Origin of the sequence: Lelliottia sp. WB101 (assembly GCF_003051885.1) — a bacterium.
In the GTDB taxonomy this organism is placed as follows: domain Bacteria; phylum Pseudomonadota; class Gammaproteobacteria; order Enterobacterales; family Enterobacteriaceae; genus Enterobacter; species Enterobacter nimipressuralis.
In genome coordinates, this window is record NZ_CP028520.1 from 1,797,523 (window position 1) to 1,820,850 (window position 23,328).

Sequence of the window (23,328 nt, forward strand, 5' to 3'; positions counted from 1 at the left end):
AGGCAGGGATGAAGAATGACGTACTCTCACAGACCATCGTTACAGGCAGCGATCCTCGTGACCTGCCCGAGTTCAGCGCAATCCGGGAGGAGATTAATAAAGCGAATCATCCGTCACAGCCGGAGCTGAACTGGCGGCTGGTGGCGTCTCTGGCATTGTCGATTTTCAAAACCAACGGTGTGGATCTGCATACGGCAACCTACTTCACCCTGGCGCGAACCCGCACTCAGGGTCTGGCAGGCTTTTGTGAGGGCGTGGAACTGCTGGCGGCGATGATTTGCCACGAGTGGGACAAATTCTGGCCGCAGGGCGGTGCAGCACGTACAGAAATGCTCGACTGGCTGAATATTCGCACCGGCAATATTCTGCGACAGCAAATGTCCTTCGCGCCAGCCGATCTGCCACTGCTGTATCGCGCGGAACGTGCGTTGCAGCTCATCTGCGACAAACTCCAGCAGGTGGAGCTTAAGCGTCAGCCACGCGTTGAGAATCTGCTCTATTTTGTGCAGAACACGCGTAAACGGCTGGAGCCGCAGCCTAAGAGCATTGCCGAAACCCAGACGCAGAACACGGTCAGAACTTTGGTTTACGCGCCGGAGAGCATCTCGTCAGCTTCGACAGACGCGATGCCTCCGCTGCCCGAACTGCCGGAAATCACGGTGGCGGTGCGCAGTCCGGCAAAAAAAACGGGCAGCGCGATTAAAGGGTTTATTGCGGGTATCGCCTGTAGCGCAGCGATCGTTGTTGCGCTCTGTTGGTGGCAGTTTTATCCGTCGCAGCAGATCCTTTCGCAGGTTAAGGATAGCGGGCCAGGAGCCGCATCGCTATGGCTGGTTTCGCCCATGCTGGATAGCTATCAGCATCGCCTGCAACAACAGTTAGGGACTTCCTCACTGCAACCGCTGGAAACAGGAATGCTGATGGCTCGCACTGCGAGTAGCCGCTGGCCGGAGAGTCAGCAGCAGCAAAAGGCTACCGCGTGGTGGAATGAGACGGTGAAAACACGCGCCAGTAGCAGCCCGCAGCTGCGGGGCTGGCTGCAGACGCGACAGGATTTACGCGCCTTTGCTGATCTGGTGATGAAACGCGAAAAGGAGGGGCTGACACTCTCCTACATTAAAAATGTGGTCTGGCAGGCAGAGCGAGGGCTAGGTGAGGAAACTCCTCTGGAGTCCTTGCTCACGCAATATCAGGATGCCCAGACGCAGGGGCAGAATACGCAAGCGCTGGAAACAGAAATTAACGAGCGGCTGGAGGGCGTAGCAAGCCGCTGGCTATTGCTAAAAAATCATTCTCTGCCAGAAACGGCAGCTAACGAAACCAGTGCCGGGAAATAATCCGGACCCGAGGAACTTATTATGGCAAATCTTGTTTATCTAACTCTTAACGGTGAACTTCAGGGGCTGATCTCGGCTGGCTGTTCTTCGCTGGACTCCATTGGAAATAAGGCGCAATTAGCGCACACGGATCAGATTATGGTGCTGGCGCTTAATCACGGTCTGACCAGGGCGCAGAATGTTAATCATCTCGCATTAAGCATTCAGAAGCCGGTAGATAAATCATCCCCTTTGCTGAGTAAGTCCATTACTGAAAATGAGTGTCTGACATGCGATTTTGAATATTATCGCACTAACCGTTTTGGTATTAATGAGTTGTATTACAAAGTAAAACTGATTAAGGCCCGCATCTCAAGCATACATAGTGAGTTGCCGCACACTATTAACAACAGTCAGGGCCAGCCAGAAGAGTCGGTATCCTTCACTTATGAAAGTATTACCCAGGAACACTGCATAGCGGGAACCAGTGCATATAGCTTGTGGGAAGAAAGGATTTTTTAACAAAATTTAAATTAGGTATATTGGTCGCGTGGAATAGTGAAACTCAAAGCTGTTGTTGTTTAATAAAAATATCTATTCTTACATCTTATTATTATGGCGGGGTTGTTTTATCAGTCTTTAATTACTGAGCTGGAGAATATTTATAATTTTACCTGCCGCCAGAAAATTTCTGGCGGCAGATATAGCCTGTCTACTGATAACGATTCACCAGATTTTTAACCATTAACGCGTACGTTCTTTGCTTAAGTTGGGATACCTGTTGGTCGGTGGTATCAATAATTTCTTTCTTGTTAGTCTGAGGGATCGTAACGTTGTACTCATAATTGACCGGTGACCAGGTCGCCCATTCGCCCGTCGCCACATCCACTAGCGTGAAACGCACCAGGTAACGAAGTGAGGTCGCCTCTGTTAGTTTTTCGTTTTTGTAATCCGACCAGATTATGTTTTTTGTTGTCGGATCATATTTTCCTGACTGCAGGAGATCCTGATAAACGATGATGGCCTTCTGATGGCCTTTTGCAGCAATATATCGAAGTGCCTGCATCCAGTTCATGTTTTCTGCAATCGTTGCTTCACTGTTCTCATCTTTTTCTTTGTTACAGGAAACCACTTTCTGTCTGTCAGGAATGCCGGAAAAAGTTGCCACGGAATAATATTGACTCATCTCCTGCTGCATAAGCGTCTCTGGTGCACGACTGCCGGACTGTACGAGAATAACTCTTGAATTGAGTGGCACCCGGAATTCATCTTCCTCAAGCGCAGCCTGAATATCCTCTTCAGAAACCGCAAGCGTCGTTTCATTGCCAAAAATATCTTTGTCCGTCAGCTGTAGGGAAGCGCTTTTACTGGTGGCGCTCTCTTTCCCCGTGGTCCCCGTTTTCTTTTCATCAATAGGGGAATGTGGCGCGCAACCCGATAGAAAATAGGCTGACGCGCATAAGAGTGCTATTGTCCTGAAATTCATGTATTCGCTCCCTGATTTACAATGAAATTATGTGGCGGTGATATTTTACTGATTATATACCTGTGACAGAGCAGGATAAAACATAATATATATTCATGTGCTCAATATATTTATTGTGCGGGGTGTTTTTATTATGGTCTTAAATATTATTGATTCTTACCAGGGTAAAAATAACTCATAGCAACATAAGCGGCGGCAAATGACGCCTGTTCTTCGCCAGTGGGGTGACTTCGCGCCCGCGGGATGCATCCGTTTTCATACCCGCATCCATCAGCCGATGATCGGCATTGTTAGATAGCGCCAACATGGCAGCGTGAACATGAAAGGATCGACCAGGATGGGGGCTTCTAAACCCCAGAAAGCAAAAAACCAGCCCTAAGGCTGGTTTTTCTAAATAGTGGTGCCCGGACTCGGAATCGAACCAAGGACACGGGGATTTTCAATCCCCTGCTCTACCGACTGAGCTATCCGGGCAACGGGGCGCATTAAACCCGATTGGGGCCCTTCCGTCAACGAAATTTATCGATTTCGCAACGGACTGCACACTCTCTCACCAGTTTGCTGGCAACTTAGGCAAAAAAGTGGGTCCACAGCGCGGAGAGCGGCATGGCGAGCACCAGCGCGGGGAGCATATTCACCACCGCAAACATCTTAATGCCGCAGATGCGAAGCCCCGTTGCCAGCAGCAGCAGGCCACCCACGGCGGTGAAGTCGGCCATCATCGCTGGTGTCGTTAACGGGAGAATCAGCGCGGCACAGGTGGCGAGCGCCAGTTGAATCATCAGCATCGGCACACAGATCGCGGCGACGGCAATCCCGAGCGTGGTAGCGAAAATGGTGGCGGTAAAGAAGTCGAGAAAAGCCTTGGCGATCAGAATGCTGGGGTCGCCAGTCATCCCTTCCTGCATCGAGCCAAAAATCCCCGTGCCGCTGGCGCAGAACAGAATAATGATCGCCACATAGTTCTGAATAAACGTCTCATGGGAACCGCTAGCCACTTTCCCCGGGCGGGAGATGAGATTTTTGGCTTTACTCACGGCACCATTAATCCCTTTCTCCAGATAGCAAAACTCACCAATCAGCGCGCCGAGCAGCGTCGCCAGCACCATCACAGGTAAATTGGCGCACTTGATAACCAGCAAAATACCGATTCCGAGGGATGCCAGTCCAAAGATGGAGGGCATCGAAGTGCGAATACGTTCAGGTAATCTCTGGCTTAATACCGCGCCCAGCACGCCACCCAGCAGTACGGCTCCGGCATTGATAAAGGGTCCAATAACCAAAATACACTCCCGCTATTTAATCATTGATCTTGCATTATTATTACATGATGGAGGCCATAAGCTGCCTGCTTTCCCACTGAGAAGTGCATAAAGTTTGTTTCTTGCACCTCAAAATGAAAGGTGACATTATTGCGCGAATTTTCCCCTCCTGTCTGGATTTCTTCTCCCCTTGAAACGGGTATTTACGCCTATGAAATCACTAAAAATTGCCGTCAGCCATGAGCTGGTGTCCGCGCTGTCCACTCACCGGGAAAAGGTGACGCTGGATAACACCGATTTTACGGACGTGGCGGCAGTCGTCATGACGTTGGCCGAAAGCCGCAGCGGTATTCTCGCGTTACTGAAACGTACGGGATTCCAGATTCCGGTATTCATCTTCTCGCAAGAGCCAGATGTCGCGCCAGACGGTGTAACCGGTGTGATTAGCGGTAAAGCACAGGAGTTCCTGGAACTGGAAGCAGCAGCCTGTGGCTATGAAGAGAACTTACTGCCACCCTTTTTTGACACCCTGAGTCAGTATGTGGCGATGAACAACAGCACCTTCGCCTGCCCGGGTCATCAGCATGGTGCCTTTTTGAGGAAGCACCCGGCAGGACGTCAGTTCTTCGACTTTTTTGGTGAGAACGTTTTTCGCGCAGATATGTGCAATGCAGACGTCAAACTCGGGGATCTGCTTATTCATGAAGGTTCTGCCAAAGATGCGCAAAAGTTCGCGGCAAAAGTCTTTAACGCGGATAAAACCTACTTTGTGCTTAACGGAACGTCTGCCGCCAATAAAGTGGTCACCAATGCGCTGCTGACGCGCGGCGATCTGGTGCTGTTCGACCGCAATAACCATAAATCTAACCACCATGGGGCGCTGATTCAGGCGGGGGCCACACCGGTGTATCTGGAAGCCGCGCGTAATCCGTTTGGTTTTATCGGCGGCATCGACGAGCACTGTTTTGACGATGCTTACCTGCGTGAAATGATCCGCGAAGTGGCGCCCGATAAGGCCCAGGATGCGCGTCCGTTCCGCCTGGCGGTGATCCAGCTCGGCACCTACGATGGCACGATCTACAACGCCCGTCAGGTGATCGACAAGATCGGCCATCTGTGCGACTACATCCTGTTTGACTCCGCCTGGGTCGGTTACGAGCAGTTTATCCCGATGATGGCCGACAGTTCGCCGCTGTTACTGGAACTGAACGAGAACGATCCTGGAATATTTGTGACCCAATCGGTGCACAAGCAGCAGGCCGGGTTCTCGCAAACGTCGCAGATCCATAAAAAGGATAATCATATCCGTGGCCAGGCGCGATTCTGCCCGCACAAGCGCCTGAACAATGCGTTTATGCTGCACGCCTCTACCAGCCCGTTTTATCCGCTGTTTGCTGCGCTGGATATCAACGCCAAAATCCATGAAGGGGAGAGCGGGCGCAGGCTGTGGGCGGAGTGCGTTGAGCTTGGCATCGACGCGCGCAAGGCGATTATTGCCAACTGCAAGATGATCAAACCCTTTATTCCACCGGTGGTGGCGGGGCGTCCGTGGCAGGATCATCCGACGCACGCCATTGCCAGCGAGCGTCGATTCTTCAGCTTTGAACCGGGCGCGAAATGGCACGGTTTTGAAGGCTATGCTGACGAGCAGTATTTTGTCGATCCTTGCAAACTGCTGCTGACCACGCCGGGCATCGACGCACAAACCGGTGATTACACGGATTTCGGCATCCCAGCCACGATCCTTGCTCACTACCTGCGTGAAAACGGCATCGTGCCGGAGAAGTGCGATCTGAACTCGATTTTGTTCCTGCTGACACCGGCTGAGAGTGCGGAGAAGATGGCGCAGCTGGTGGCGATGCTGGGGCAGTTTGAGCAGCATATCGAAGACGACACGCCGCTTGCCGAGGTCCTGCCGACCATCTTCAACAAGTATCCGGTCCGCTATCGTGACTATTCGATTCGCGACCTCTGTCAGGAGATGCACGATCTGTACGTCAGCTTCAACGTTAAAGATCTGCAAAAAGCGATGTTCCGCAAAGCGAGCCTGCCTGCGGTAGTGATGAATCCGCAGGATGCCAATCAGGCCTACATTCGTGGCGACGTGGAACTGGTGCGCATCAGCGAAGCCGAAGGGCGCATTGCGGCCGAAGGCGCGCTGCCGTATCCGCCGGGTGTGCTGTGCGTGGTTCCGGGGGAAGTATGGGGCGGAGCGGTCCAGCGCTATTTCCTGGCGCTGGAAGAGGGCGTGAATCTGCTGCCGGGCTTCTCGCCAGAACTCCAGGGCGTGTACAGCGAGAAGGATGCCGACGGGATCAAGCGCTTGTACGGGTATGTGTTGAAGTAGATTTTTCCTCTCCCTTTCGGGGGCGGGAGCATGATACCAGGCCGGGTAGGCGCAAGCGCCGCCCGGCTTCTTTCACTCCACACTCCGCCGGTACATCCGCCGCGGATGGCCAATCTTCCCGTAGAGCATCTCCACGCTCAAAAAACCCGCTTCCACACAGTGTTCCAGATAGCGCCGCGTGGTGGTTTTGCTTAATCCCGTCTCGTTAACCACCTCGTCGACGGAAAAACAGTGTGTCGCTTTGTCGTTGAATAGCGTTTGTACCCGCGCCAGAGTGTTCTCTTCGATTCCTTTGCTGCCGTTATCCTGGCGGTAGTTTTTGGCCTGCAGCTGATACAGCGAATCGACGTTTTGCTGATCGACAATCTTCCAAACCCGCTGCTGCTCTGCAAACTGCACGAAGCGTTCCAGGGACTGGCTCAGCCGCTTCCACGACACCGGTTTCAGAATATAGTCGAATGCGCCGTTGCGGATCGCCAGGCTACAGGTGTCCATATCGCTGGCCGCGGTAATGAAAATCACCGAGCAGTTGGCGTGCACCAGTAGAGGATTGCTGATCAAGGTGATGCCTTTGCCGTCGGGCAAATAGTTATCCAGTAAAATCAGCTGTGGTTGCAGGCTGCAAAGCAGGGACTGCGCCTCGGCGAGGGATGACGCGATACCCACCAGTCTGAGGCGCGGATGTTTGCTAATCAGCTCTGCGTGAAGTTGTGCCAGCTCGTTCTCATCTTCAACGATCAGTACGTCGATATGTTCATGTTGCATAGTCAGTCTCTTCCAGTTCCTGAACAGGGCGCGGGGGAGTGCCCGTGGCGGGAATAAACAGCGAGAAAATAGCGCCCCGGGGCGTGTTATCGGCAACCTCAATGGAGCCGCCAGCCTGGGTGACATAACTGTCGATCAGGTACAGGCCGATACCGTGATCGCCACGCGTTTTGGTGGTAATACCGCGCTCAAAGATCCGCTCGCGGATCTCAGGCCGGATGCCGACCCCGCGGTCCGCCACTTCAATAATCAGCTCCCGATCGTTGAGTTTAATCAGCACTTCCACCGGATCGTGGGGGAGCGGGGCGCGCTGGGTCGCTTCGATGGCGTTGTCGAGCAGATTACCGATGATAGAAATCAGCTCTGCTTCCAGCAGCGGAGCGAAAGGCTTGTCCATCCGGCAGGCGGGATCGAAGTTTAGCTCGACGCCTTTCTCACGCGCCCGCGCCGCTTTCCCCAGCAACAGGCCGCACAGGGTCGGCGAGCTAAAGCGAGAGGAGATAAAGTCCAGCAGCTCCTGGGCATGTTCTGATTGCGCCTGAATGTAGCCAATCGCCTCTTCGTAGCGCCCCATATGCAGCAGCCCGGAGAGCGTCGTCATGCGGTTCAACTGCTCGTGGCGCATGATCCGCAGGTTATCGACGTAGCGTTTTACCTGGCTCAACTGGGCGCTCAGGGAGTCGATCTCGTTGCGATCGCGGAAGGTGATCACCCAGCCCTGAAGGGAATCCTCCAGCATGATCCGCACGCGACTGGCGATCACCGTCAGATCGTTAAAGCGGCAGATCTCATCGTGAGTATCCTTCGCCAGCATGGTCTGGGGGGTAAAAAACGCCACCGGGGCGATCACCTGGCTAATCAGCTGCCCGCGCAGTTCCCGCGCCGGTTGCGGCAAACCGAGAAGCGTGCGCGCCGCCTGGTTGATCACTTCGATCCGATAGTTATCGTCGATGGCGATCACCCCTTCGTAGATCGACTCCATCATTGCCTTTTGCTGGCGCACCAGCAGGCCGATCTCGCGCGGCTCAAGAGAGAAAATCTGTTTCTTAATACTGCGGGTGAAAAACCACGAGAAGACGAACAGGGCGATCAGCAGCAGCACCGCGGCAATCAGGATGTTCACCACTTTGCTCACGGTAATGGTGTCGAGGTAACTGGTGAGATACCCCACGGAGACAATCCCTACCACCTGCCCGGCATCGTTGAAAATTGGCGCTTTACTGCGCAGGGAAATCCCTAAACCCCCTTTGCGGATGGTGGTGGTGCTTTTCCCGTGGAGCACGGCGTCGTTATCCCCACCGACCAGCGTTTTACCGATGCGGTCTTCAAACACCGAATGAAACAGATGCAGCCCTTTATTATCACCAATGACAATAAAACTGGCATCGCTGTGGGAGGCTATTTGGTGCATAAAATCATGGATGGCTTTGATATCCTTTTCTTCCACCTCTTTACGCAGATTAGGAATAAGCGCAATCTCCTCCGCCTGTATTTTGGCGCGCGTGCTCATTTCCTGATATAGCTGTCTGCCGACGTCGACATAATAATATCCGCCCAGTAATGCAAACAGCACTGAGAAAAAGACGACCAGCGAAATAAATAGCTTTATCTGAAACGACACTTTCATGACTATCACGCAGGGTATCAATGGGTTTTGCCAATATATCATCTTTTCCCGGCCTGATGCGGGCTTTGCCCGAAACTTGTGATCCCTTGCACAGCGCGACCAGCAAAAGAAAATGTCAAAATAAGGCTTGTCTTAAGGCTAATTTAATCAATGTTATTTGTTTGTACATTCCGGAAAAGAAACCATAAAAACCACGGCAATAAATAAGGTGTTAATCACATTAAATAAAAGAAACCATTAAAACCATAGAGGCCATAAAAACTTCGGTTTTAATATGCCTTTCCTCACATAAAGTAAGCCTTTGTGACTCTAAGCTGAACGCACAAATAACCAAGAGGCTTAATTATGAGCACTACTGACGATTCTTTCTCTGTTACCCACGACCCGATTGAAATTCAGCGGCCGTCGCTTAAAGAGCGCTGGTGGCACATTATGGATACCTGGAAAGTCGGGATCATTCCCCTGCCGCTGTTTGTGTTAGCCGGTGCGTTGATCGCCGTGGATTGTCTGGGCGGTAAACTGCCGAGCGATATCGTGGTGATGGTCGCCACGCTGGCGTTCTTCGGTTTTGCCTGCGGTGAGTTCGGCAAGCGTCTGCCGATTGTCGGCAAACTCGGCGCGGCGGCAATTTGCGCCACCTTTATTCCGTCAGCGATGGTGTACTACGGTCTGCTGCCGGATGTGGTGGTCGAGTCCACGACCAAATTCTACAAATCCACCAACATTCTTTATCTCTACATCTGCTGCATCATTGTCGGCAGCATCATGAGCATGAACCGCACGGTGCTGATTCAGGGCTTCCTGCGCATTTTCTTCCCGATGCTGTGCGGTGAAATTGTCGGCATGATCGTCGGGATGGGCGTCGGCATGGCGCTCGGCCTTGAGCCGTTCCAGATCTTCTTCTTTATCATTCTGCCGATCATGGCGGGCGGCGTCGGTGAAGGGGCGATCCCACTCTCCATCGGTTACGCCACGCTGCTGCATATGGATCAGGGCGTTGCCCTTGGCCGTGTGCTGCCGATGGTTATGCTCGGCGGCTTAACCGCCATCATCATCTCCGGCTGCCTGAACCAGCTCGGCAAACGCTATCCGCACCTCACGGGAGAAGGCCAGCTGATGCCAAACCGCGCCAATGCAGACGCCAGTGTGTCGCAGCCAGCCTTCTCCGGCAAAGCGGATGTGACCACCATTGCCTCCGGTGCGCTGCTGGCGGTGCTGCTCTATATGCTGGGTATGCTCGGTCACAAGCTAATTGGCCTGCCTGCTCCGGTTGGCATGCTGTTTGTGGCGGTACTGGTTAAGCTCTGCAACGGCGCCTCTCCACGCCTGCTGGAAGGTTCGCAGGTGGTGTACAAATTCTTCCAGACCTCCGTGACCTACCCAATTCTGTTTGCCGTTGGCGTGGCGATCACCCCATGGCAAGAGCTGGTGAACGCATTCACTGTGAGCAATCTGCTGGTGATTGTCAGCACCGTCTCGGCGCTGGTGGCCACCGGGTTCTTCGTCGGTAAAAAGATTGGTATGCACCCTATTGATGTCGCCATCGTCTCCTGCTGTCAGAGCGGGCAGGGCGGTACGGGTGACGTGGCGATTCTGACCGCAGGCAACCGTATGAGCCTGATGCCGTTCGCCCAAATTGCTACCCGAATTGGCGGCGCGATTAACGTCTCTATCTCGCTGCTGGTTCTGGGCAACTTCCTCGTCTAAGTCTTCAGGAAAGAACAATGAAACTCGCAAGTTTTCTGTATCAGGGTAAACGCAGCTACGGCATCGTGCAGGCCGAAGGTGTGGTGGATTTAGGTCGCCGTCTGGGCGATCGCTACAGCGACCTCAAGGCGCTGTTGCAGGGCAACGGCCTGGCGGATGCCACGCGCTATCTCAACGATGTTGCAGATATCCCGATGAGCGCCATCACCTTTTTGCCGGTGATTGAGCAGCCGGAAAAAATCCTCTGTGTGGGGATGAATTACGCCGACAAGCGCAAGGAGTTTGACCAGCACAACCCGGCACCAACGCTGTTTGTTCGCTTTGCCGATTCCCAGACCGGACATAACTCACCGGTATTAAAACCGCGCCACTCGTGCGAATTCGACTACGAAGGTGAGCTTGCGGTGATCATCGGCAAAGGCGGCGAGAACATCCCTCGCGAAGACGCTCTTAGTCACGTCGGCGGTTACAGCTGCTACATGGACGGTTCCGCCCGCGACTGGCAGCACACCTGGTTCACCGCCGGGAAAAACTGGCGGCAGACCGGAGCGTTTGGCCCGTGGATGGCGACAACCGATGAGATCCCGGACCCGCACCAGCTGGCAATCCGCACCTGGCTCAATGGCCGCATGGTGCAGGAAGACAACACCAGCAGCATGATCCACAAAGTCGCGGAGCTGATCGAGTACATCAGTACCTTTACCCGTCTCAGCCCGGGTGACGTGATCATCACCGGCTCGCCGGGGGGCGTCGGCAAAAAACGTACTCCGCCGCTGTTTATGCAAGAGGGCGATCGCATTGAGGTTGAGATCGAAAACATCGGTCATCTGAGCAATGTGATTATGGAAGCACCCGCGCAAACCCTGGCGGCAGCGCACTGATCAAGGCGGCAGCATGCACTCGCAACTCCCTATCGACTTTCGTCAGACGATCGTCGCGCAACACCCGGAACGCTTAAGCCAGATCCGTTATCTGCTGGCGGACAGCGGCCTGGGGCTGGACAACGACATTACGCTGTTTATAGAGGCCTGGTCCGGTTCACAGCTGGTGGGATGTGCGGGGCTGGCTGCCAACGTCATCAAGTGCGTGGCGGTGGATGAAAAGCTGAGGGGCGCGAATCTCAGCGCCCGCCTGCTGGCGGAAGTGGAAAATGCCGCGCTGGCGCGTGGTCATTTTCATCTCTTTCTCTGCACCCGCCCGTGCAATAAAGAGCGCTTCGCCCGCAGCGGTTTCTGGCCGATTGCCCAGAGCGGCAATAACGCCGTGCTGCTGGAGAACACCCCACAGGGGATCGAGCGCTACTGCCGCTCGCTGCAGCGCAGCCGCAGATGCGGGGAGACGATTGGCGCGATTGTGATGAACGCCAATCCGTTCACCCTCGGCCATCGTCATCTGGTGGAGCAGGCGGCGAAGCAGTGTGACTGGCTGCACCTCTTCGTGGTGCGCGAGGACGCTTCGTTCTTCCCGTTCTGCGCCCGTCTGGAGATGGTGCGCGCCGGTGTGGCACATCTGCCGAATGTCTCGGTGCATGAGGGATCGCAGTACATCATCTCCCGCGCCACGTTCCCGGCCTATTTCCTTAAAGAGAGCGGCAAAGTGCAGCAGGCGTGGAGTGAAATCGACGTGCTGATCTTCCGCGACTTTATCGCCCCTGCGCTTGGGATCACCCATCGTTTTATCGGCTCGGAGCCGTTTTGCGACATCACCCGCCAGTACAACCAGACGCTGCATCAGCTGCTGGCCCCGGCGATAGAAGTAGTGGAGATGCCGCGCATCAAGGTAACAGGCAACACCATTTCGGCGTCGGAAGTGCGCCGCTTGCTCAAAACACAGCAGTTTTCTCGTATCCGGGAGATTGTCCCGGAATCCACTTTCGCGCATCTCAAAGCGCACTACGTGAAAGATCACGCGCGCGCGGAAGTCGCATAACTATCAGGAATTTATCATGAATATTGTAAGGGAGGCGCTGGCCGGAACGCAGGAGTCCAGCGACCTGATGGTGAAAATCGCCCCCGCCGACGGCGAGCTGGAGATTGTCATCCACAGTGAAGTGATTAAGCAGTTTGGCGAGCAAATTCGCCAGGTGGTCGACGAAACGCTGCGCGCCATGGATGTGCGCCAGGGGTTAATTATCGTTGAGGATAAAGGTGCGCTGGACTGTGTGATCCGCGCCCGCCTGCAGAGTGCGGTGATCCGCGCTTCAGACTCGCAGCAGATCGACTGGAGCAAAATGTCATGAACAAACTCCGTCGCAGTATGCTGTTTTTACCCGGCGCCAACGCCGCCATGCTCTCTACCGCGTTTATCTATCGTCCGGACTCCATCATGTTTGACCTCGAAGATGCGGTGGCCCTGCGCGAAAAAGACACTGCGCGGCTGCTGGTCTTCCATGCGCTGCAGCACCCGATGTATCAGGATATCGAAACCGTGGTGCGTATTAATCCGCTGAGCACGCCGTTTGGCCTGCTGGATCTGGAGGCGGCGGTTCGTGCGGGCGTGGACGTGATCCGCCTGCCAAAAACTGACACCCCGGAAGATATCTTTGAGCTGGAAGGCCATCTGGAACGCATTGAGCGCGAGTGCGGCCGCGAAATCGGTTCGACCCGCGTGATGGCGGCGATTGAATCGGCGATTGGGGTGATTAACGCCGTGGCCATAGCCCGCAGCTCACCGCGCCTGATCGGCATTGCGCTGGCGGCGTTTGACTATGTGATGGATATGCAAACCGAACGCGGCGACGGCACCGAACTGTTCTACGCCCGCTGTGCCGTGCTGCACGCCGCACGCGCCGCCGGGATCGACGCCTTCGACGTGGTGTGGTCGGACGTAAACGACGAAGCCGGGTTCCTGCGCGAGGTCAATCTGATCCGCAAGATGGGCTTTAACGGCAAGTCCCTGATTAACCCGCGCCAGATAGACCTGCTGCATAACGCCTACGCGCCGACGCAGCAGGAAGTGGATCACGCGAAATTAGTGATTGAAGCGGCAGAAGAGGGCGAACGCAACGGTCTGGGCGTGGTGTCGCTCAACGGCAAAATGGTGGATGCGCCGATTATTAACCATGCGCAAATGGTGCTGGAACGCGCGGCTGCCTCCGGCGTGCGTCGCTAAGGAAGACACAATGAATCAGACAGAACTGCTCCACCTGAACTTCCCTCATCTGCGGGAACTTAAACCTTTTGATACCGCCCACAGTGATACGCCTTGGCTGGCGGATGTCGACGCCAAACACCGCCGCAAACTGTGCGAAACCCTGGAAGAGGCGGTGAAGCGCAGCGGTTTGCAGGACGGGATGACCATTTCGTTCCACCATGCGTTTCGCGAAGGCGACCGGGTCATCAACAACGTGGTCGCGCTGCTCGCGCACATGGGCTTTAAAAACCTGACCCTGGCGTCCAGCTCCCTGATGACCTGCAACGATGCGCTGATCGAACATATCAAAAACGGTGTAATTACCCGTATTTATACCTCCGGGATGCGCGGCAAACTGGCGGATGCCATCTCTCACGGGTTGATGGAAGAACCGGTACAAATTCACTCCCACGGCGGACGCGTGAAGCTCCTGCAGGACGGCGAGCTGAATATCGACGTCGCGTTTCTCGGTGTGCCGTGCAGCGACGAGTTTGGCAATGCCAATGGGACTCACGGCAAATCCAGCTGCGGTTCGCTGGGCTATGCGATGGTCGACGCCCATTTTGCCCGCAAGGTGGTGCTGCTCACAGAAGATCTGGTGCCGTTCCCGAACATGCCTGCAAGCCTGGTGCAGGATCGGGTGGACTATGTGGTGCAGGTTGAGAGTGTCGGCGATCCGGAGAAGATCAGCGTCGGCGCGGCGCGCGTCACCAGCAATCCGCGTGAGCTGATGATTGCCCGCTATGCGGCGGATGTAATCGAGCACTCCGGCTATTTCAAAAACGGCTTCTCGATGCAGACCGGCTCCGGCGCGGCGGCCACCGCCTGCACCCGCTTTATGGGCGAAAAGATGGCGCGAAGCCACGTGAAAGCGCGTTTCGCGCTGGGGGGATCACCGGTAGTCTGGTCGATCTGCATGAAAAAGGGCTGATCGAAAAACTGCTCGATACCCAGTGCTTTGACGGACAGGCCGCGGCTTCACTGGCTCGCAATCCGAATCACGTGGAGATCTCCACTAACGTTTACGCCAATCCGGGCAGCAAGGCGGCGAGCTGCGATCAGCTTGATGTGGTGATCTTAAGCGCGCTGGAGATCGACGTGGATTTCAACGTCAACGTCATTACCGGCTCTGATGGGGTAATGCGCGGGGCATCGGGCGGACATTGTGATGTGGCCGCCGCCGCGAATCTGACCATTGTCGTCGCACCGCTGTTGCGCAGCCGTATTCCGACGGTGGTGAAACGGGTGACCACGCGCTTAACGCCGGGGGAGAGTATCGACGTGCTGGTGACCGATCACGGTATCGCCGTCAATCCTGCGCGTGCGGAAATTCGCGAACGGCTGGAAGCGGCGGGGCTGAAAATTGTCGATATCGAGGCCCTGTACGCGCGGGCGATTTCGCTGACCGGCGAACCCAAACCCATCGAATTTACCGACAAAATCGTCGGGGTGATCCGCTACCGTGACGGCAGCGTGATCGACACCGTCCGACAGGTTAAGGAGTCATAATCATGACCATCGCGACACCCGTTCATTCGGGTGTCAGCCTTACGCAGATGCTGGCGGCGAAAGAGAATCGCGCCGCGCGTCAGGCTGACTGGCTTACACATTATCAACAACCGGTGATTTCCCTGACGCTGGTAACGCCCGGTGATATCAAAGACTCTCTGCGCTATCGCAATACCATGGGCGTGGCGCTGCAGATGTGCGATCAACTGCTGTGGGAGCACCGCTGGCAGGTGCTGGACCGCCAGGTGCTGTGGCTGCCCACGGGACCAGAAGCCATGTGGTGCGTGGCGCATCAGGCGCCAGAAATTAAAGCTCACTGTGCCGAGCTTGAACAGACGCATCCTCTCGGACGACTGTGGGATCTGGATGTGATCTGCCCCAACGCCGGGCATGTCGGACGGCGCTCGCTCGGTGAGAACATGCGCCGCTGCCTGATCTGCGATGAACCGGCGCACGCCTGTTCCCGCTCGCGTCAGCATCCGGTGGAGCAGGTGGTGGCCCGCGTGGAGAAGATGATCGATGACTGGTTTGCTCGCGACTAAACCGCGTGTCACAGATGTGCCGCAGCTCGCAGAGGAGGCTCTGTGGATGGAACTGGAACTCACGCCAAAACCGGGGCTGGTGGATAAGCGCAATAACGGCTCCCATCGCGATATGGATCACGCACTTTTTACCCGCAGCATCGCCGCCATAGTGCCGTGGTTCTCGCGCTTTGCGGAACTGGGCGCGGAACATGCCGGAAAACCCGCGGCGGAACAGTTGAGCCTGATTCGCCCGATGGGAATCGCCTGTGAGCAGGCGATGTACGCGGCGACGGGCGGAGTTAACACCCACAAAGGCGGGATTTTCGCGCTGGGGCTGCTCTGTTTTGCAGCCGGGCGCGTAAACCCTGTCACTTCAGACAGTCTCTGCTGTGAGATAAGTAACATTTGCCAGGGGCTGGTGGAACGTGAACTGGCCGGGCGCAGCGGGAGGGCAACCGCCGGTGAGCGCCAGTACCAGGAGCTGGGCTTAACGGGGGCGCGCGGCGAGGCTCAAAGCGGATTCGCGACGGTCAGGAAGGTTCTGCCCCAGTGGAATCGTCATCAACTCCACGATCTGCTGCTGCGGTTAATGGCGGTGAATCAGGACAGTAATCTGGTGTCGCGCGGCGGCCTGGACGGGCTGTGCTATGTCCAGGGATACGCGAAAGATGTGCTGGCGAACGGTTGGGATCGAAAGATTCTGAATGAAATGGATAACGCGCTGATCGCCCGCCGTCTAAGCCCTGGAGGCAGCGCAGATTTACTGTCGGTGGGAATTGTTCTGGATGGGTGCGGATGAAAAGACTCATCTCCCGACGGGAGATGAGTCAAGGGATTAGCGCTTCTGGAGCAGATAGCTGTTTTCAAATCCAGGCAGGCTGCCAATCACGTCGAAGCCGTTGAAGTAACCACCCGCACGCAGTAAGTCGACCGCCGGGCCGACCTGTGGCGAGTACTGGTGATCGCGATAATCGTCAAAGACAATAAAGCCGCCAGGCACTACGGTTGGGGAGTAGAGCAGGAAGTCGATCAGGACGTGACGCCCTTCATGGCCGCCGTCGATGTGCAAAAGTACAGTCTGAGGATTGAGTGCCAGAACGCGTTCGATGCTCAGCTCCGAATATCCGCGTATCAGGTTTACTTCCGGGAAAAGACGCTCGTGATAGAAGCGCAGCTCACTTTCCTGACAGGTTAATTCCATCGGATCAATGCCGATCATGCGGCGTTTATGCTGACAAATTTCGTTCATAAACGACGTGGATTTGCCCTTCCAGACGCCAATCTCAATGATATCGCCCGCAACATTATTATGCTCAAGCAGCCAGCAAAGATAACCGAGGCATTTCACGTGGTCGTGAAATGAAAGCTCCCGACGCGCCATGGCCAGCTCTTCCGGCAACTCGGCTTGTGCCCGCGCCAGCGTGTCGCCAACACTATCCCAGGTCGTATCGATAATTTTTTTTATCTCAGGGTCCTGGAAGAAAACTTTCAAGTCAGCGATATCTAGCATCTTTTAACCTTATTTGTGCATCAGGAATGACGGAATGTCGATAGCAACAAATTTGCCACAATAGGTTAAAAATGAGGCGCTAAATAGGTCCCTTTTTTATAGGTATTTATCAGGATAGAAGGGGGGAACCCTCTCCCTGTTTGGGAGAGGGAAGGGAGGATTAATGCGCGATTGGCTGTGCGCCATTCGGAACGCGGACGTGTTTGTATTTGAACAGAGCGATGAAGGCGAAGAACAGCACCAGAGAGTAACCGGCGAAGATCAGCCACACTGGCTGCCAGTCGGTAATCCCGTTGGTGGTGTACATCTCAACAACTTTACCGCTCACGATGCCGCCGAGAATACAGCCGAAACCGTTGGTCATCATCAGGAACATACCCTGAGCACTGGCGCGGATTTCAGGCTTAACTTCTTTTTCGACAAACACCGAACCGGAGATGTTGAAGAAGTCGAAGGCGCAGCCGTAAACAATCATCGACAGAACCAGCAGCACGGTGCCGAACGGCGTTGGGTCGCCGTAGGCGAACAGACCGAAGCGCAACATCCACGCAAAGATACTGATAAGCATCACGTTTTTGATACCGTAGCGGCTCAGGAAGAACGGGATGGTCAGGATGAACAGGGTTTCAGAGATCTGTGAAATCGACATCATTACCGACGCGTGCTCAACGATAAAGCTACCGGAGAACAGCGGGTTGTTGTCGAAGCTGTGCAGGAAGGTGTTCCCGAACATGTTAGTGATTTGCAGCTCTGCGCCCAGCAGCATGGAGAAGATAAAGAAGATCGCCATGCGTTTGTTTTTAAACAGCGCGAACGCATCCAGGCCGAGCATGGAGCTCCAGCTCTGTTTTTGCTGCTGGTTAGAAACCGGAATGTGCGGGAGCGTCAGGGTGAACAGGGCCAGCAGTACAGAGAGGCTAGCACCGATGTAGAGCTGCATGTGGCTCAGTTCAAAGCCTGCGAAGCTCACGCCCCACATCGCCATGATAAAGCCGATGGTGCCCCAGATACGGATTGGCGGGAAGTCGGTTACGATATCCAGGCCCGCAGACTTAATGCGGTAGTAGGAGATAGTGTTGATCAGGCCAAGCGTTGGCATATAGGCCAGCGAGTTCAGCAGGATCACCATAAACATCGCCCCTGGCGTGGTCACTCCGGCCGCCATAAATAGCGTACCCGCCCCTACCAGATGACAGAGCGCGTAAAGCCATTTCGCGCTTATCCATTTATCCGCCACGATCCCCAGAAGCGTTGGCATAAAGACCGCTGCAATACCCAGCGAGCTGTATACGGCACCGATAGACGCACCGTCGAACTTGAGCGTCACAAACATGTAGGAGCCGAGCGTGGTTAGCCAGCTACCCCACAGACAGAACTGCAGAAACGACAATATTTTAAGCTGCAGCTTAAGGTTCATGTTACTTTCCTCACAATTGAGCGGGAGATATGTTGTTATGGGAACATTCAGGGTTGTTATTTGATGCAATTCTATCAGCAGGCGAGGTTATGTTTTGTTACCTCCCGCAAAAAAATGCAATCCTCATTAATTTGCAGTTTAGATTGTGATGCAAATAACATTTTCGTATGGATGGGGCGGCAGTATGGGGATTATTGCCCCTCTCCCGACGGGAGAGGGGCAGGGGAAAACTAGCGGCGACGATAATTCTTCTGCGCCGTATTCACCTTATACAGATAACGACGGGATTCCGCAGACGGGTGGCGAGTGGTCAGGGTTGAGTAAACGTCCCCTGGCGACATGCTGTTGATGATGTTCGCGGCCTGAATTTTATCATTCGAGAACACGCGCAGTACGCTGCCTGCACCGCCGTTGTACGCGGTGATCACCGCATAGCGACGCGACGTCGGGTTATCAATCCCGCCCAGATAGACATTGCTCAGCATCGCCAGATAGGCGGTGCCGGTATCAATATTGCTGGCCGGATCAAACAGGAAGCTGCGGCTAGGCATGCCGGATCTGCCCTGCGAACGGAACACATCTTTCCCGGCGCTGTGCTGGACAACCTGCATCAGTCCTAACGCATCGGACCGGCTCACCGCGTACGGGTTAAAGGAGGATTCGGTCTGCATAATCGCCAGAATCAGCGACTCATCCACGCCATATTTACGCGACGCCTCACGCACCATGCCCACGTACTTATGCGCACGCTTGTCGAGGTGGTTCGGCACCAGATTGATGGTCACGCTGTAGATAATTTTCAGGCCGTTGCTGCGGCTTTTCAGACGCGTTTTCAGCAGGTAATCGGCGAAAGAGGTGGCGCGGCCTTCCCAGCGAATCGACTGCCCGGTCTGGTCAACGACCTGCCCGTACAGGAACGGCTCTTTGGAGATGGTGATATCGTCGGCATCGGAATAGAGATCGATAGTGCCAGGGTCGTCACCCATTAGCAGGGTTTTGACGATGGCCTGACGTAAGTGCGCCGCAGGTTCGGTTCCCGCGATGGTTTCGATCGTGATCGTACCGTCATCAAAGTTGATGTGGCTACGGGTCTGGTAGGCGTCGGTATATTTAACGTAGTCCTTCGGTCCCGCGATAAGAACTTCGTTAAATCCCCAAATATTCTCGATGTTGTGGGCAAACTGCCCCATCAGAATGTCAAAACCGTTCGTGTCCTTAACCCAGGCTTCGTTATAGCTATCGCCTTTTTTACTGGAACAAGAGACAAGCAACGGCGCAACAAGGGCTAGCGCTAGTAATTTTTTCATCATTCCGGGATTGCGTGTTGTGTTTGCTAAACTGCGGGGTTACCCCCGCACGCTGTTATTTTTCCGGCGGCGTGTAGCCTTCAATGTGCACATCTTTGCCTTCAAACAGGAAGTTCACCATCTCCTGTTCCAGCAGTTTGCGGTGTTCCGGGTTCATCATGGTGAGTTTTTTCTCGTTGATGAGCATGGTCTGCTTCTGCTGCCACTGCGCCCACGCCTCTTTGGAGATCTCGTTATAGATGCGCTTACCCAGTTCACCCGGATAGAGCTGGAAATCCTGCCCTTCGGCGTCGCGCTGCAGATAGGTACAAAAAATTGTTCTGGCCATTCTGATTCCTCGTTGTCTTGTCGAAGCTAAACGACTGCTCCGGCACGTAATTGCTGTAACAGGCGCTCCACGGGAGCTGCCAGCCCGACGGATGGCGGTTGCGCTAAGTTATACCAGAGAGCCACGCCTTCATCCATGCAAGAGGCGAAGGAGGACACGGGAAGCCACATTGGCACAATATCCAGATGGAAATGGCTGAACGTGTGGCGAAACGCCGTCAGCTGCTGGAGTTTATCGGCGCTTATCTGTCGCTGCGCCAGCCACTCACGCAGCCCCTCTTCGCTGTCAAACTGCGGGAAGCAGTACAACCCACCCCATAAACCGCTCGGCGGACGCTGCGCAAGAAACACCTCGTCGCCATGCTGCATCAGCAGTAAAAAGCCGGTACGTTCTGGCAGGGTCTGCTTCGGTTTTTTGCCGGGATATTGCGCCCATGAATGATTGGCATAGGCCACGCAAAGATTATTGACCGGGCACAGCTCGCATTTCGGTTTGGAACGCGTGCAGACGATTGCCCCTAAATCCATCATCGCCTGGTTAAAACGCTCGACGCCTTTCGCGGGCGTCACCGCTTCACTGATCTCCCATAAGCGCTTCTCGACCTCTTTCTTACCCGGCCAGCCGCCGACCGCATAGCAGCGGGCCAGCACGCGTTTGACGTTGCCATCGAGAATCGGGAAATGTTTGCCTAGGGAGAGAGAAAGCACCGCGCCCGCCGTGGAACGCCCGACGCCGGGCAGGGCGGCCACTTCGTCGAAGGTTTCCGGGAATTTACCGTTATGCAGAGTCGCGACCTGCTGCGCTGCCTTATGCAGATTGCGCGCACGGGCGTAATAGCCAAGGCCGGTCCACAGGTGCAGCACCTCGTCGAGCGGCGCGTTGGCGAGATCGGTTACCGTCGGAAACCGCGCCATAAAACGGTCAAAGTAGGGAATCACGGTCGCGACCTGCGTTTGTTGCAACATCACCTCGGAGAGCCATACTTTGTAGGGCGTTTTTTCAATTTGCCAGGGCAGGGTTTTACGCCCGTATTTGTCGTACCAGTCCAGCACCTGGGCTGAAAATTGAGAGGCTTGCATGGTCATCGATTCGCTTAATCAGGGACGCAGATTGCAGCACAGCGCCATGCGACTGTAAACCGGATCTTTCCCATGCTTGCATACAGGGCTTAACTTTGGATAATGCCCGTTTCCCGAACATTCTCACAAGCAGACTACTCTTTTATGAAAAACGACGTCATTTCACCGGAATTTGATGAAAACGGTCGCCCACTGCGCCGTATTCGCAGCTTTGTCCGCCGTCAGGGGCGCCTGACAAAAGGGCAGCAACATGCGCTGGATAACTACTGGCCGGTGATGGGCGTTGAGTTCAGCGAACAGCCAGTCGACTTCGCCGCCCTGTTTGGCCGCGATGCGCCGATCACGCTGGAGATCGGTTTTGGCATGGGCTCATCGCTTGTGACCATGGCGAAAGCGCGTCCGGAGCAAAATTTTCTTGGCATTGAAGTGCACTCACCGGGCGTGGGCGCATGCCTTGCGACCGCGCACGAAGAGGGCGTAGAGAACCTGCGTGTCATGTGCCACGATGCGGTCGAAGTGCTGCACAAAATGATTCCTGACAATTCTTTGAACATGGTTCAGCTCTTTTTCCCTGACCCGTGGCACAAAGCACGTCATAATAAGCGCCGTATCGTTCAGGCAGAATTTGCTGAGCTTGTGAAAAGTAAGCTAAAACTGGGCGGTGTCTTCCATATGGCCACCGACTGGGAACCTTACGCGGAACACATGCTGGAAGTGATGTCGTCGCTCGACGGGTATAAAAACCAGTCTGAGAGCAACGACTATGTACCGCGACCGGATTCACGTCCGGTAACGAAATTTGAACAGCGTGGCCATCGTCTTGGTCACGGTGTATGGGACTTAATGTTCGAGAGGGTTAAATAATGGCAAACCGTAGCCGTCGTCTGCGTAAAAAAATGCACATCGAGGAATTCCAGGAAGTTGGTTTTTCCGTCGCATGGCGTTTCCCGGAAGGTACTAGCGTAGAAACCATCGATAAGGAAGTTGACGCCTTTATCGATGAAGTGATCGAGCCAAACAAACTGGCGTTTGATGGCAGCGGCTATCTCTCCTGGGAAGGGCTGATCTGCAAGCAAGAGATCGGTAAGTGCACCGAAGAGCAGCAGGCCCTTGTGCGTAAATGGCTGGAAGACCGCAAATTCGAAGAGGTCCGCGTTAGCGAACTTTTCGACATTTGGTGGGACTAACTAGCAAAGGGCCGGCAAATGCCGGCCCGTTTTGTCTTGAGGGATAATTATGATGCGCAAAACGCTGCTGGCTGTGGCATTGATGACCACCGCGTTAACTGCCCATGCGGACTACAAATGTGAAGTCACACCGCGCGACGATGTGATTCTCAGCCCGCAAACCGTTCAGGTAAAAGGTGAGAACGGCAATCTGGTGATCACGCCGGATGGCAACGTGATGTACAACGGCAAGCAATACACCCTGAGCGCGGCCCAACGCGAGCAGGCGAAAGATTATCAGGCGGATCTGCGCTCAGCGCTGCCCTGGATCGACGAAGGCGCCCTGACGCGCGTTGAGAAAGGCCGTGTGGCGCTGGATAAGATCATCGCCAAAGAGGTGGGTGAGAGCAGCAATATGCGCACCCGTCTGACCAAGCTGGACGCCCAGTTGAAAGAGCAGATGAACCGTATCATCGAGCACCGCACGGATGGTCTGACGTTCCACTATAAAGCCATCGATCAGGTGCGCGCAGATGGACAGAACCTGGTGAATCAGGCGATGGGCGGCATTCTGCAGGACAGCATCAATGAGATGGGGGCGAAAGCCGTGCTGAAAGGCGGCGGTAATCCACTGCAGGGCGTATTAGGCAGCCTGGGCGGATTGCAGACCTCGATCCAGAACGAATGGAAGAATCAGGAAGCGGATTTCCAGAAATTCGGCAAAGACGTCTGTCAACGCGTGGTAACCCTGGAAGACAGCCGGAAGGCGCTGGTGAGTACGCTGAAGTAATTATTCGTATCCACTCCCTCCCCGGGAGTGGATCTCTTTACGCTTTTGATTCTGCG

General features: G+C 54.8%; 22 protein-coding genes, 1 tRNA gene and 1 pseudogene. 14 read left to right on the forward strand and 10 right to left on the reverse strand.

Translation table 11 applies throughout. The features are described from left to right. Positions 1 to 8: 8 nt before the first annotated feature. Positions 9 to 1,337, forward strand: coding sequence for a type VI secretion system ImpA family N-terminal domain-containing protein (locus DAI21_RS08570; RefSeq protein ID WP_107702865.1), 1,329 nt, complete (start codon positions 9 to 11; stop codon positions 1,335 to 1,337). Between the two features lie 21 nt (positions 1,338 to 1,358). Beyond that, positions 1,359 to 1,838, forward strand: a complete 480-nt coding sequence (locus DAI21_RS08575; RefSeq protein ID WP_107702866.1) for an Hcp family type VI secretion system effector — start codon at positions 1,359 to 1,361, stop codon at positions 1,836 to 1,838. A gap of 190 nt (positions 1,839 to 2,028) precedes the next feature. Here the strand turns inward: DAI21_RS08575 and DAI21_RS08580 are convergent, their stop codons facing one another. The 3 genes from DAI21_RS08580 to DAI21_RS08590 form a co-directional block, all read right to left on the reverse strand. Beyond that, complete coding sequence (locus DAI21_RS08580; RefSeq protein ID WP_107702867.1) at positions 2,029 to 2,802, reverse strand: hypothetical protein; 774 nt, start codon at positions 2,800 to 2,802, stop codon at positions 2,029 to 2,031. A gap of 398 nt (positions 2,803 to 3,200) precedes the next feature. Continuing rightward, positions 3,201 to 3,276, reverse strand: a tRNA-Phe gene (locus DAI21_RS08585). Between the two features lie 95 nt (positions 3,277 to 3,371). Beyond that, positions 3,372 to 4,085 (reverse strand): DUF554 domain-containing protein, encoded by a 714-nt coding sequence (locus DAI21_RS08590; RefSeq protein ID WP_107702868.1) that lies wholly within the window; start codon positions 4,083 to 4,085, stop codon positions 3,372 to 3,374. Between the two features lie 190 nt (positions 4,086 to 4,275). Here DAI21_RS08590 and DAI21_RS08595 point away from each other — a divergent pair, with 190 nt between their 5' ends. Continuing rightward, positions 4,276 to 6,411 carry an ornithine decarboxylase gene (locus DAI21_RS08595; RefSeq protein ID WP_107702869.1) on the forward strand — a complete coding sequence of 712 codons (2,136 nt, stop codon included), beginning with the start codon at positions 4,276 to 4,278 and terminating at the stop codon, positions 6,409 to 6,411. A 72-nt stretch (positions 6,412 to 6,483) separates the two neighbouring features. Here the strand turns inward: DAI21_RS08595 and DAI21_RS08600 are convergent, their stop codons facing one another. Both DAI21_RS08600 and DAI21_RS08605 read right to left on the reverse strand, forming a co-directional pair. Then, positions 6,484 to 7,176, reverse strand: coding sequence for a response regulator (locus DAI21_RS08600; RefSeq protein ID WP_107702870.1), 693 nt, complete (start codon positions 7,174 to 7,176; stop codon positions 6,484 to 6,486). After that, positions 7,166 to 8,803 (reverse strand): sensor histidine kinase, encoded by a 1,638-nt coding sequence (locus DAI21_RS08605; RefSeq protein WP_102104727.1) that lies wholly within the window; start codon positions 8,801 to 8,803, stop codon positions 7,166 to 7,168. The genes DAI21_RS08600 and DAI21_RS08605 overlap by 11 nt, the downstream gene beginning before the upstream one ends. A gap of 345 nt (positions 8,804 to 9,148) precedes the next feature. Here DAI21_RS08605 and DAI21_RS08610 point away from each other — a divergent pair, with 345 nt between their 5' ends. The 8 genes and pseudogenes from DAI21_RS08610 (at position 9,149) to citG (ending at position 16,474) form a co-directional block, all read left to right on the forward strand. Continuing rightward, positions 9,149 to 10,510 carry a 2-hydroxycarboxylate transporter family protein gene (locus DAI21_RS08610; protein WP_100778981.1) on the forward strand — a complete coding sequence of 454 codons (1,362 nt, stop codon included), beginning with the start codon at positions 9,149 to 9,151 and terminating at the stop codon, positions 10,508 to 10,510. A gap of 17 nt (positions 10,511 to 10,527) precedes the next feature. After that, a complete protein-coding gene (locus DAI21_RS08615) occupies positions 10,528 to 11,391 on the forward strand; it encodes a fumarylacetoacetate hydrolase family protein (protein ID WP_107702871.1) in 864 nt (287 codons plus the stop codon). A gap of 13 nt (positions 11,392 to 11,404) precedes the next feature. After that, positions 11,405 to 12,439: a [citrate (pro-3S)-lyase] ligase gene (gene citC, locus DAI21_RS08620; protein WP_107702872.1), complete on the forward strand. Its 1,035-nt coding sequence runs from the start codon at positions 11,405 to 11,407 to the stop codon at positions 12,437 to 12,439. A 16-nt stretch (positions 12,440 to 12,455) separates the two neighbouring features. Then, entirely contained in the window at positions 12,456 to 12,749 is a 294-nt protein-coding gene (gene citD, locus DAI21_RS08625) for a citrate lyase acyl carrier protein (RefSeq protein WP_100778984.1), read from the forward strand. Further along, positions 12,746 to 13,621: a citrate (pro-3S)-lyase subunit beta gene (gene citE / locus DAI21_RS08630; RefSeq protein WP_107702873.1), complete on the forward strand. Its 876-nt coding sequence runs from the start codon at positions 12,746 to 12,748 to the stop codon at positions 13,619 to 13,621. The genes citD and citE overlap by 4 nt, the downstream gene beginning before the upstream one ends. A 10-nt stretch (positions 13,622 to 13,631) precedes the next feature. Continuing rightward, positions 13,632 to 15,151: pseudogene (citF, locus tag DAI21_RS08635) on the forward strand (citrate lyase subunit alpha). 2 nt (positions 15,152 to 15,153) lie between these two features. After that, positions 15,154 to 15,693, forward strand: coding sequence for a citrate lyase holo-[acyl-carrier protein] synthase (gene citX / locus DAI21_RS08640; RefSeq protein WP_107702874.1), 540 nt, complete (start codon positions 15,154 to 15,156; stop codon positions 15,691 to 15,693). Further along, positions 15,671 to 16,474, forward strand: coding sequence for a triphosphoribosyl-dephospho-CoA synthase CitG (gene citG, locus DAI21_RS08645; protein ID WP_107702875.1), 804 nt, complete (start codon positions 15,671 to 15,673; stop codon positions 16,472 to 16,474). Before citX ends, citG begins: the two co-directional genes overlap by 23 nt. A 36-nt stretch (positions 16,475 to 16,510) precedes the next feature. Here citG and DAI21_RS08650 read toward each other — a convergent pair whose 3' ends face one another. From DAI21_RS08650 to mutY, 5 genes are all read right to left on the reverse strand, one after another. Then, a complete protein-coding gene (locus tag DAI21_RS08650) occupies positions 16,511 to 17,185 on the reverse strand; it encodes a class I SAM-dependent methyltransferase (RefSeq protein ID WP_107702876.1) in 675 nt (224 codons plus the stop codon). Positions 17,186 to 17,345: 160 nt separating this feature from the next. Further along, positions 17,346 to 18,602, reverse strand: coding sequence for a nucleoside permease (locus DAI21_RS08655; RefSeq protein ID WP_107702877.1), 1,257 nt, complete (start codon positions 18,600 to 18,602; stop codon positions 17,346 to 17,348). Between the two features lie 230 nt (positions 18,603 to 18,832). Continuing rightward, positions 18,833 to 19,909 (reverse strand): membrane-bound lytic murein transglycosylase MltC, encoded by a 1,077-nt coding sequence (gene mltC, locus DAI21_RS08660; protein ID WP_107702878.1) that lies wholly within the window; start codon positions 19,907 to 19,909, stop codon positions 18,833 to 18,835. Between the two features lie 55 nt (positions 19,910 to 19,964). Next, positions 19,965 to 20,237 (reverse strand): oxidative damage protection protein, encoded by a 273-nt coding sequence (locus tag DAI21_RS08665; protein WP_100778991.1) that lies wholly within the window; start codon positions 20,235 to 20,237, stop codon positions 19,965 to 19,967. 26 nt (positions 20,238 to 20,263) lie between these two features. Then, the gene (gene mutY / locus DAI21_RS08670) at positions 20,264 to 21,322 is read right to left on the reverse strand and encodes an A/G-specific adenine glycosylase (protein WP_107702879.1); all 1,059 of its coding nucleotides are present in this window, start codon (positions 21,320 to 21,322) and stop codon (positions 20,264 to 20,266) included. A gap of 138 nt (positions 21,323 to 21,460) precedes the next feature. Here mutY and trmB point away from each other — a divergent pair, with 138 nt between their 5' ends. From trmB to DAI21_RS08685, 3 genes are read left to right on the forward strand one after another with little or no spacing between them, the layout of a single operon-like run. Then, on the forward strand, positions 21,461 to 22,180 hold the full coding sequence (trmB, locus tag DAI21_RS08675; RefSeq protein WP_100778993.1) for a tRNA (guanosine(46)-N7)-methyltransferase TrmB: 720 nt from the start codon (positions 21,461 to 21,463) through the stop codon (positions 22,178 to 22,180). Next, positions 22,177 to 22,503 (forward strand): YggL family protein, encoded by a 327-nt coding sequence (locus tag DAI21_RS08680; protein WP_095283305.1) that lies wholly within the window; start codon positions 22,177 to 22,179, stop codon positions 22,501 to 22,503. The genes trmB and DAI21_RS08680 overlap by 4 nt, the downstream gene beginning before the upstream one ends. A 49-nt stretch (positions 22,504 to 22,552) precedes the next feature. Beyond that, the gene (locus DAI21_RS08685; RefSeq protein WP_100778994.1) at positions 22,553 to 23,272 is read left to right on the forward strand and encodes a DUF2884 domain-containing protein; all 720 of its coding nucleotides are present in this window, start codon (positions 22,553 to 22,555) and stop codon (positions 23,270 to 23,272) included. Positions 23,273 to 23,328: the final 56 nt, after the last annotated feature.

Bases quoted from the DNA above. Each gene is read 5' to 3' on its own strand.
- DAI21_RS08570 (WP_107702865.1), top strand. From the start codon at position 9: ATGAAGAATGACGTACTCTCACAGACCATCGTTACAGGCAGCGATCCT.
- DAI21_RS08575 (WP_107702866.1), top strand. From the start codon at position 1,359: ATGGCAAATCTTGTTTATCTAACTCTTAACGGTGAACTTCAGGGGCTG.
- DAI21_RS08580 (WP_107702867.1), bottom strand. From the start codon at position 2,802: ATGAATTTCAGGACAATAGCACTCTTATGCGCGTCAGCCTATTTTCTA.
- DAI21_RS08595 (WP_107702869.1), top strand. From the start codon at position 4,276: ATGAAATCACTAAAAATTGCCGTCAGCCATGAGCTGGTGTCCGCGCTG.
- DAI21_RS08600 (WP_107702870.1), bottom strand. From the start codon at position 7,176: ATGCAACATGAACATATCGACGTACTGATCGTTGAAGATGAGAACGAG.
- DAI21_RS08605 (WP_102104727.1), bottom strand. From the start codon at position 8,803: ATGAAAGTGTCGTTTCAGATAAAGCTATTTATTTCGCTGGTCGTCTTT.
- DAI21_RS08610 (WP_100778981.1), top strand. From the start codon at position 9,149: ATGAGCACTACTGACGATTCTTTCTCTGTTACCCACGACCCGATTGAA.
- DAI21_RS08615 (WP_107702871.1), top strand. From the start codon at position 10,528: ATGAAACTCGCAAGTTTTCTGTATCAGGGTAAACGCAGCTACGGCATC.
- citC (WP_107702872.1), top strand. From the start codon at position 11,405: ATGCACTCGCAACTCCCTATCGACTTTCGTCAGACGATCGTCGCGCAA.
- citD (WP_100778984.1), top strand. From the start codon at position 12,456: ATGAATATTGTAAGGGAGGCGCTGGCCGGAACGCAGGAGTCCAGCGAC.
- citE (WP_107702873.1), top strand. From the start codon at position 12,746: ATGAACAAACTCCGTCGCAGTATGCTGTTTTTACCCGGCGCCAACGCC.
- citX (WP_107702874.1), top strand. From the start codon at position 15,154: ATGACCATCGCGACACCCGTTCATTCGGGTGTCAGCCTTACGCAGATG.
- citG (WP_107702875.1), top strand. From the start codon at position 15,671: ATGACTGGTTTGCTCGCGACTAAACCGCGTGTCACAGATGTGCCGCAG.
- DAI21_RS08650 (WP_107702876.1), bottom strand. From the start codon at position 17,185: ATGCTAGATATCGCTGACTTGAAAGTTTTCTTCCAGGACCCTGAGATA.
- DAI21_RS08655 (WP_107702877.1), bottom strand. From the start codon at position 18,602: ATGAACCTTAAGCTGCAGCTTAAAATATTGTCGTTTCTGCAGTTCTGT.
- mltC (WP_107702878.1), bottom strand. From the start codon at position 19,909: ATGAAAAAATTACTAGCGCTAGCCCTTGTTGCGCCGTTGCTTGTCTCT.
- DAI21_RS08665 (WP_100778991.1), bottom strand. From the start codon at position 20,237: ATGGCCAGAACAATTTTTTGTACCTATCTGCAGCGCGACGCCGAAGGG.
- mutY (WP_107702879.1), bottom strand. From the start codon at position 21,322: ATGACCATGCAAGCCTCTCAATTTTCAGCCCAGGTGCTGGACTGGTAC.
- trmB (WP_100778993.1), top strand. From the start codon at position 21,461: ATGAAAAACGACGTCATTTCACCGGAATTTGATGAAAACGGTCGCCCA.
- DAI21_RS08685 (WP_100778994.1), top strand. From the start codon at position 22,553: ATGATGCGCAAAACGCTGCTGGCTGTGGCATTGATGACCACCGCGTTA.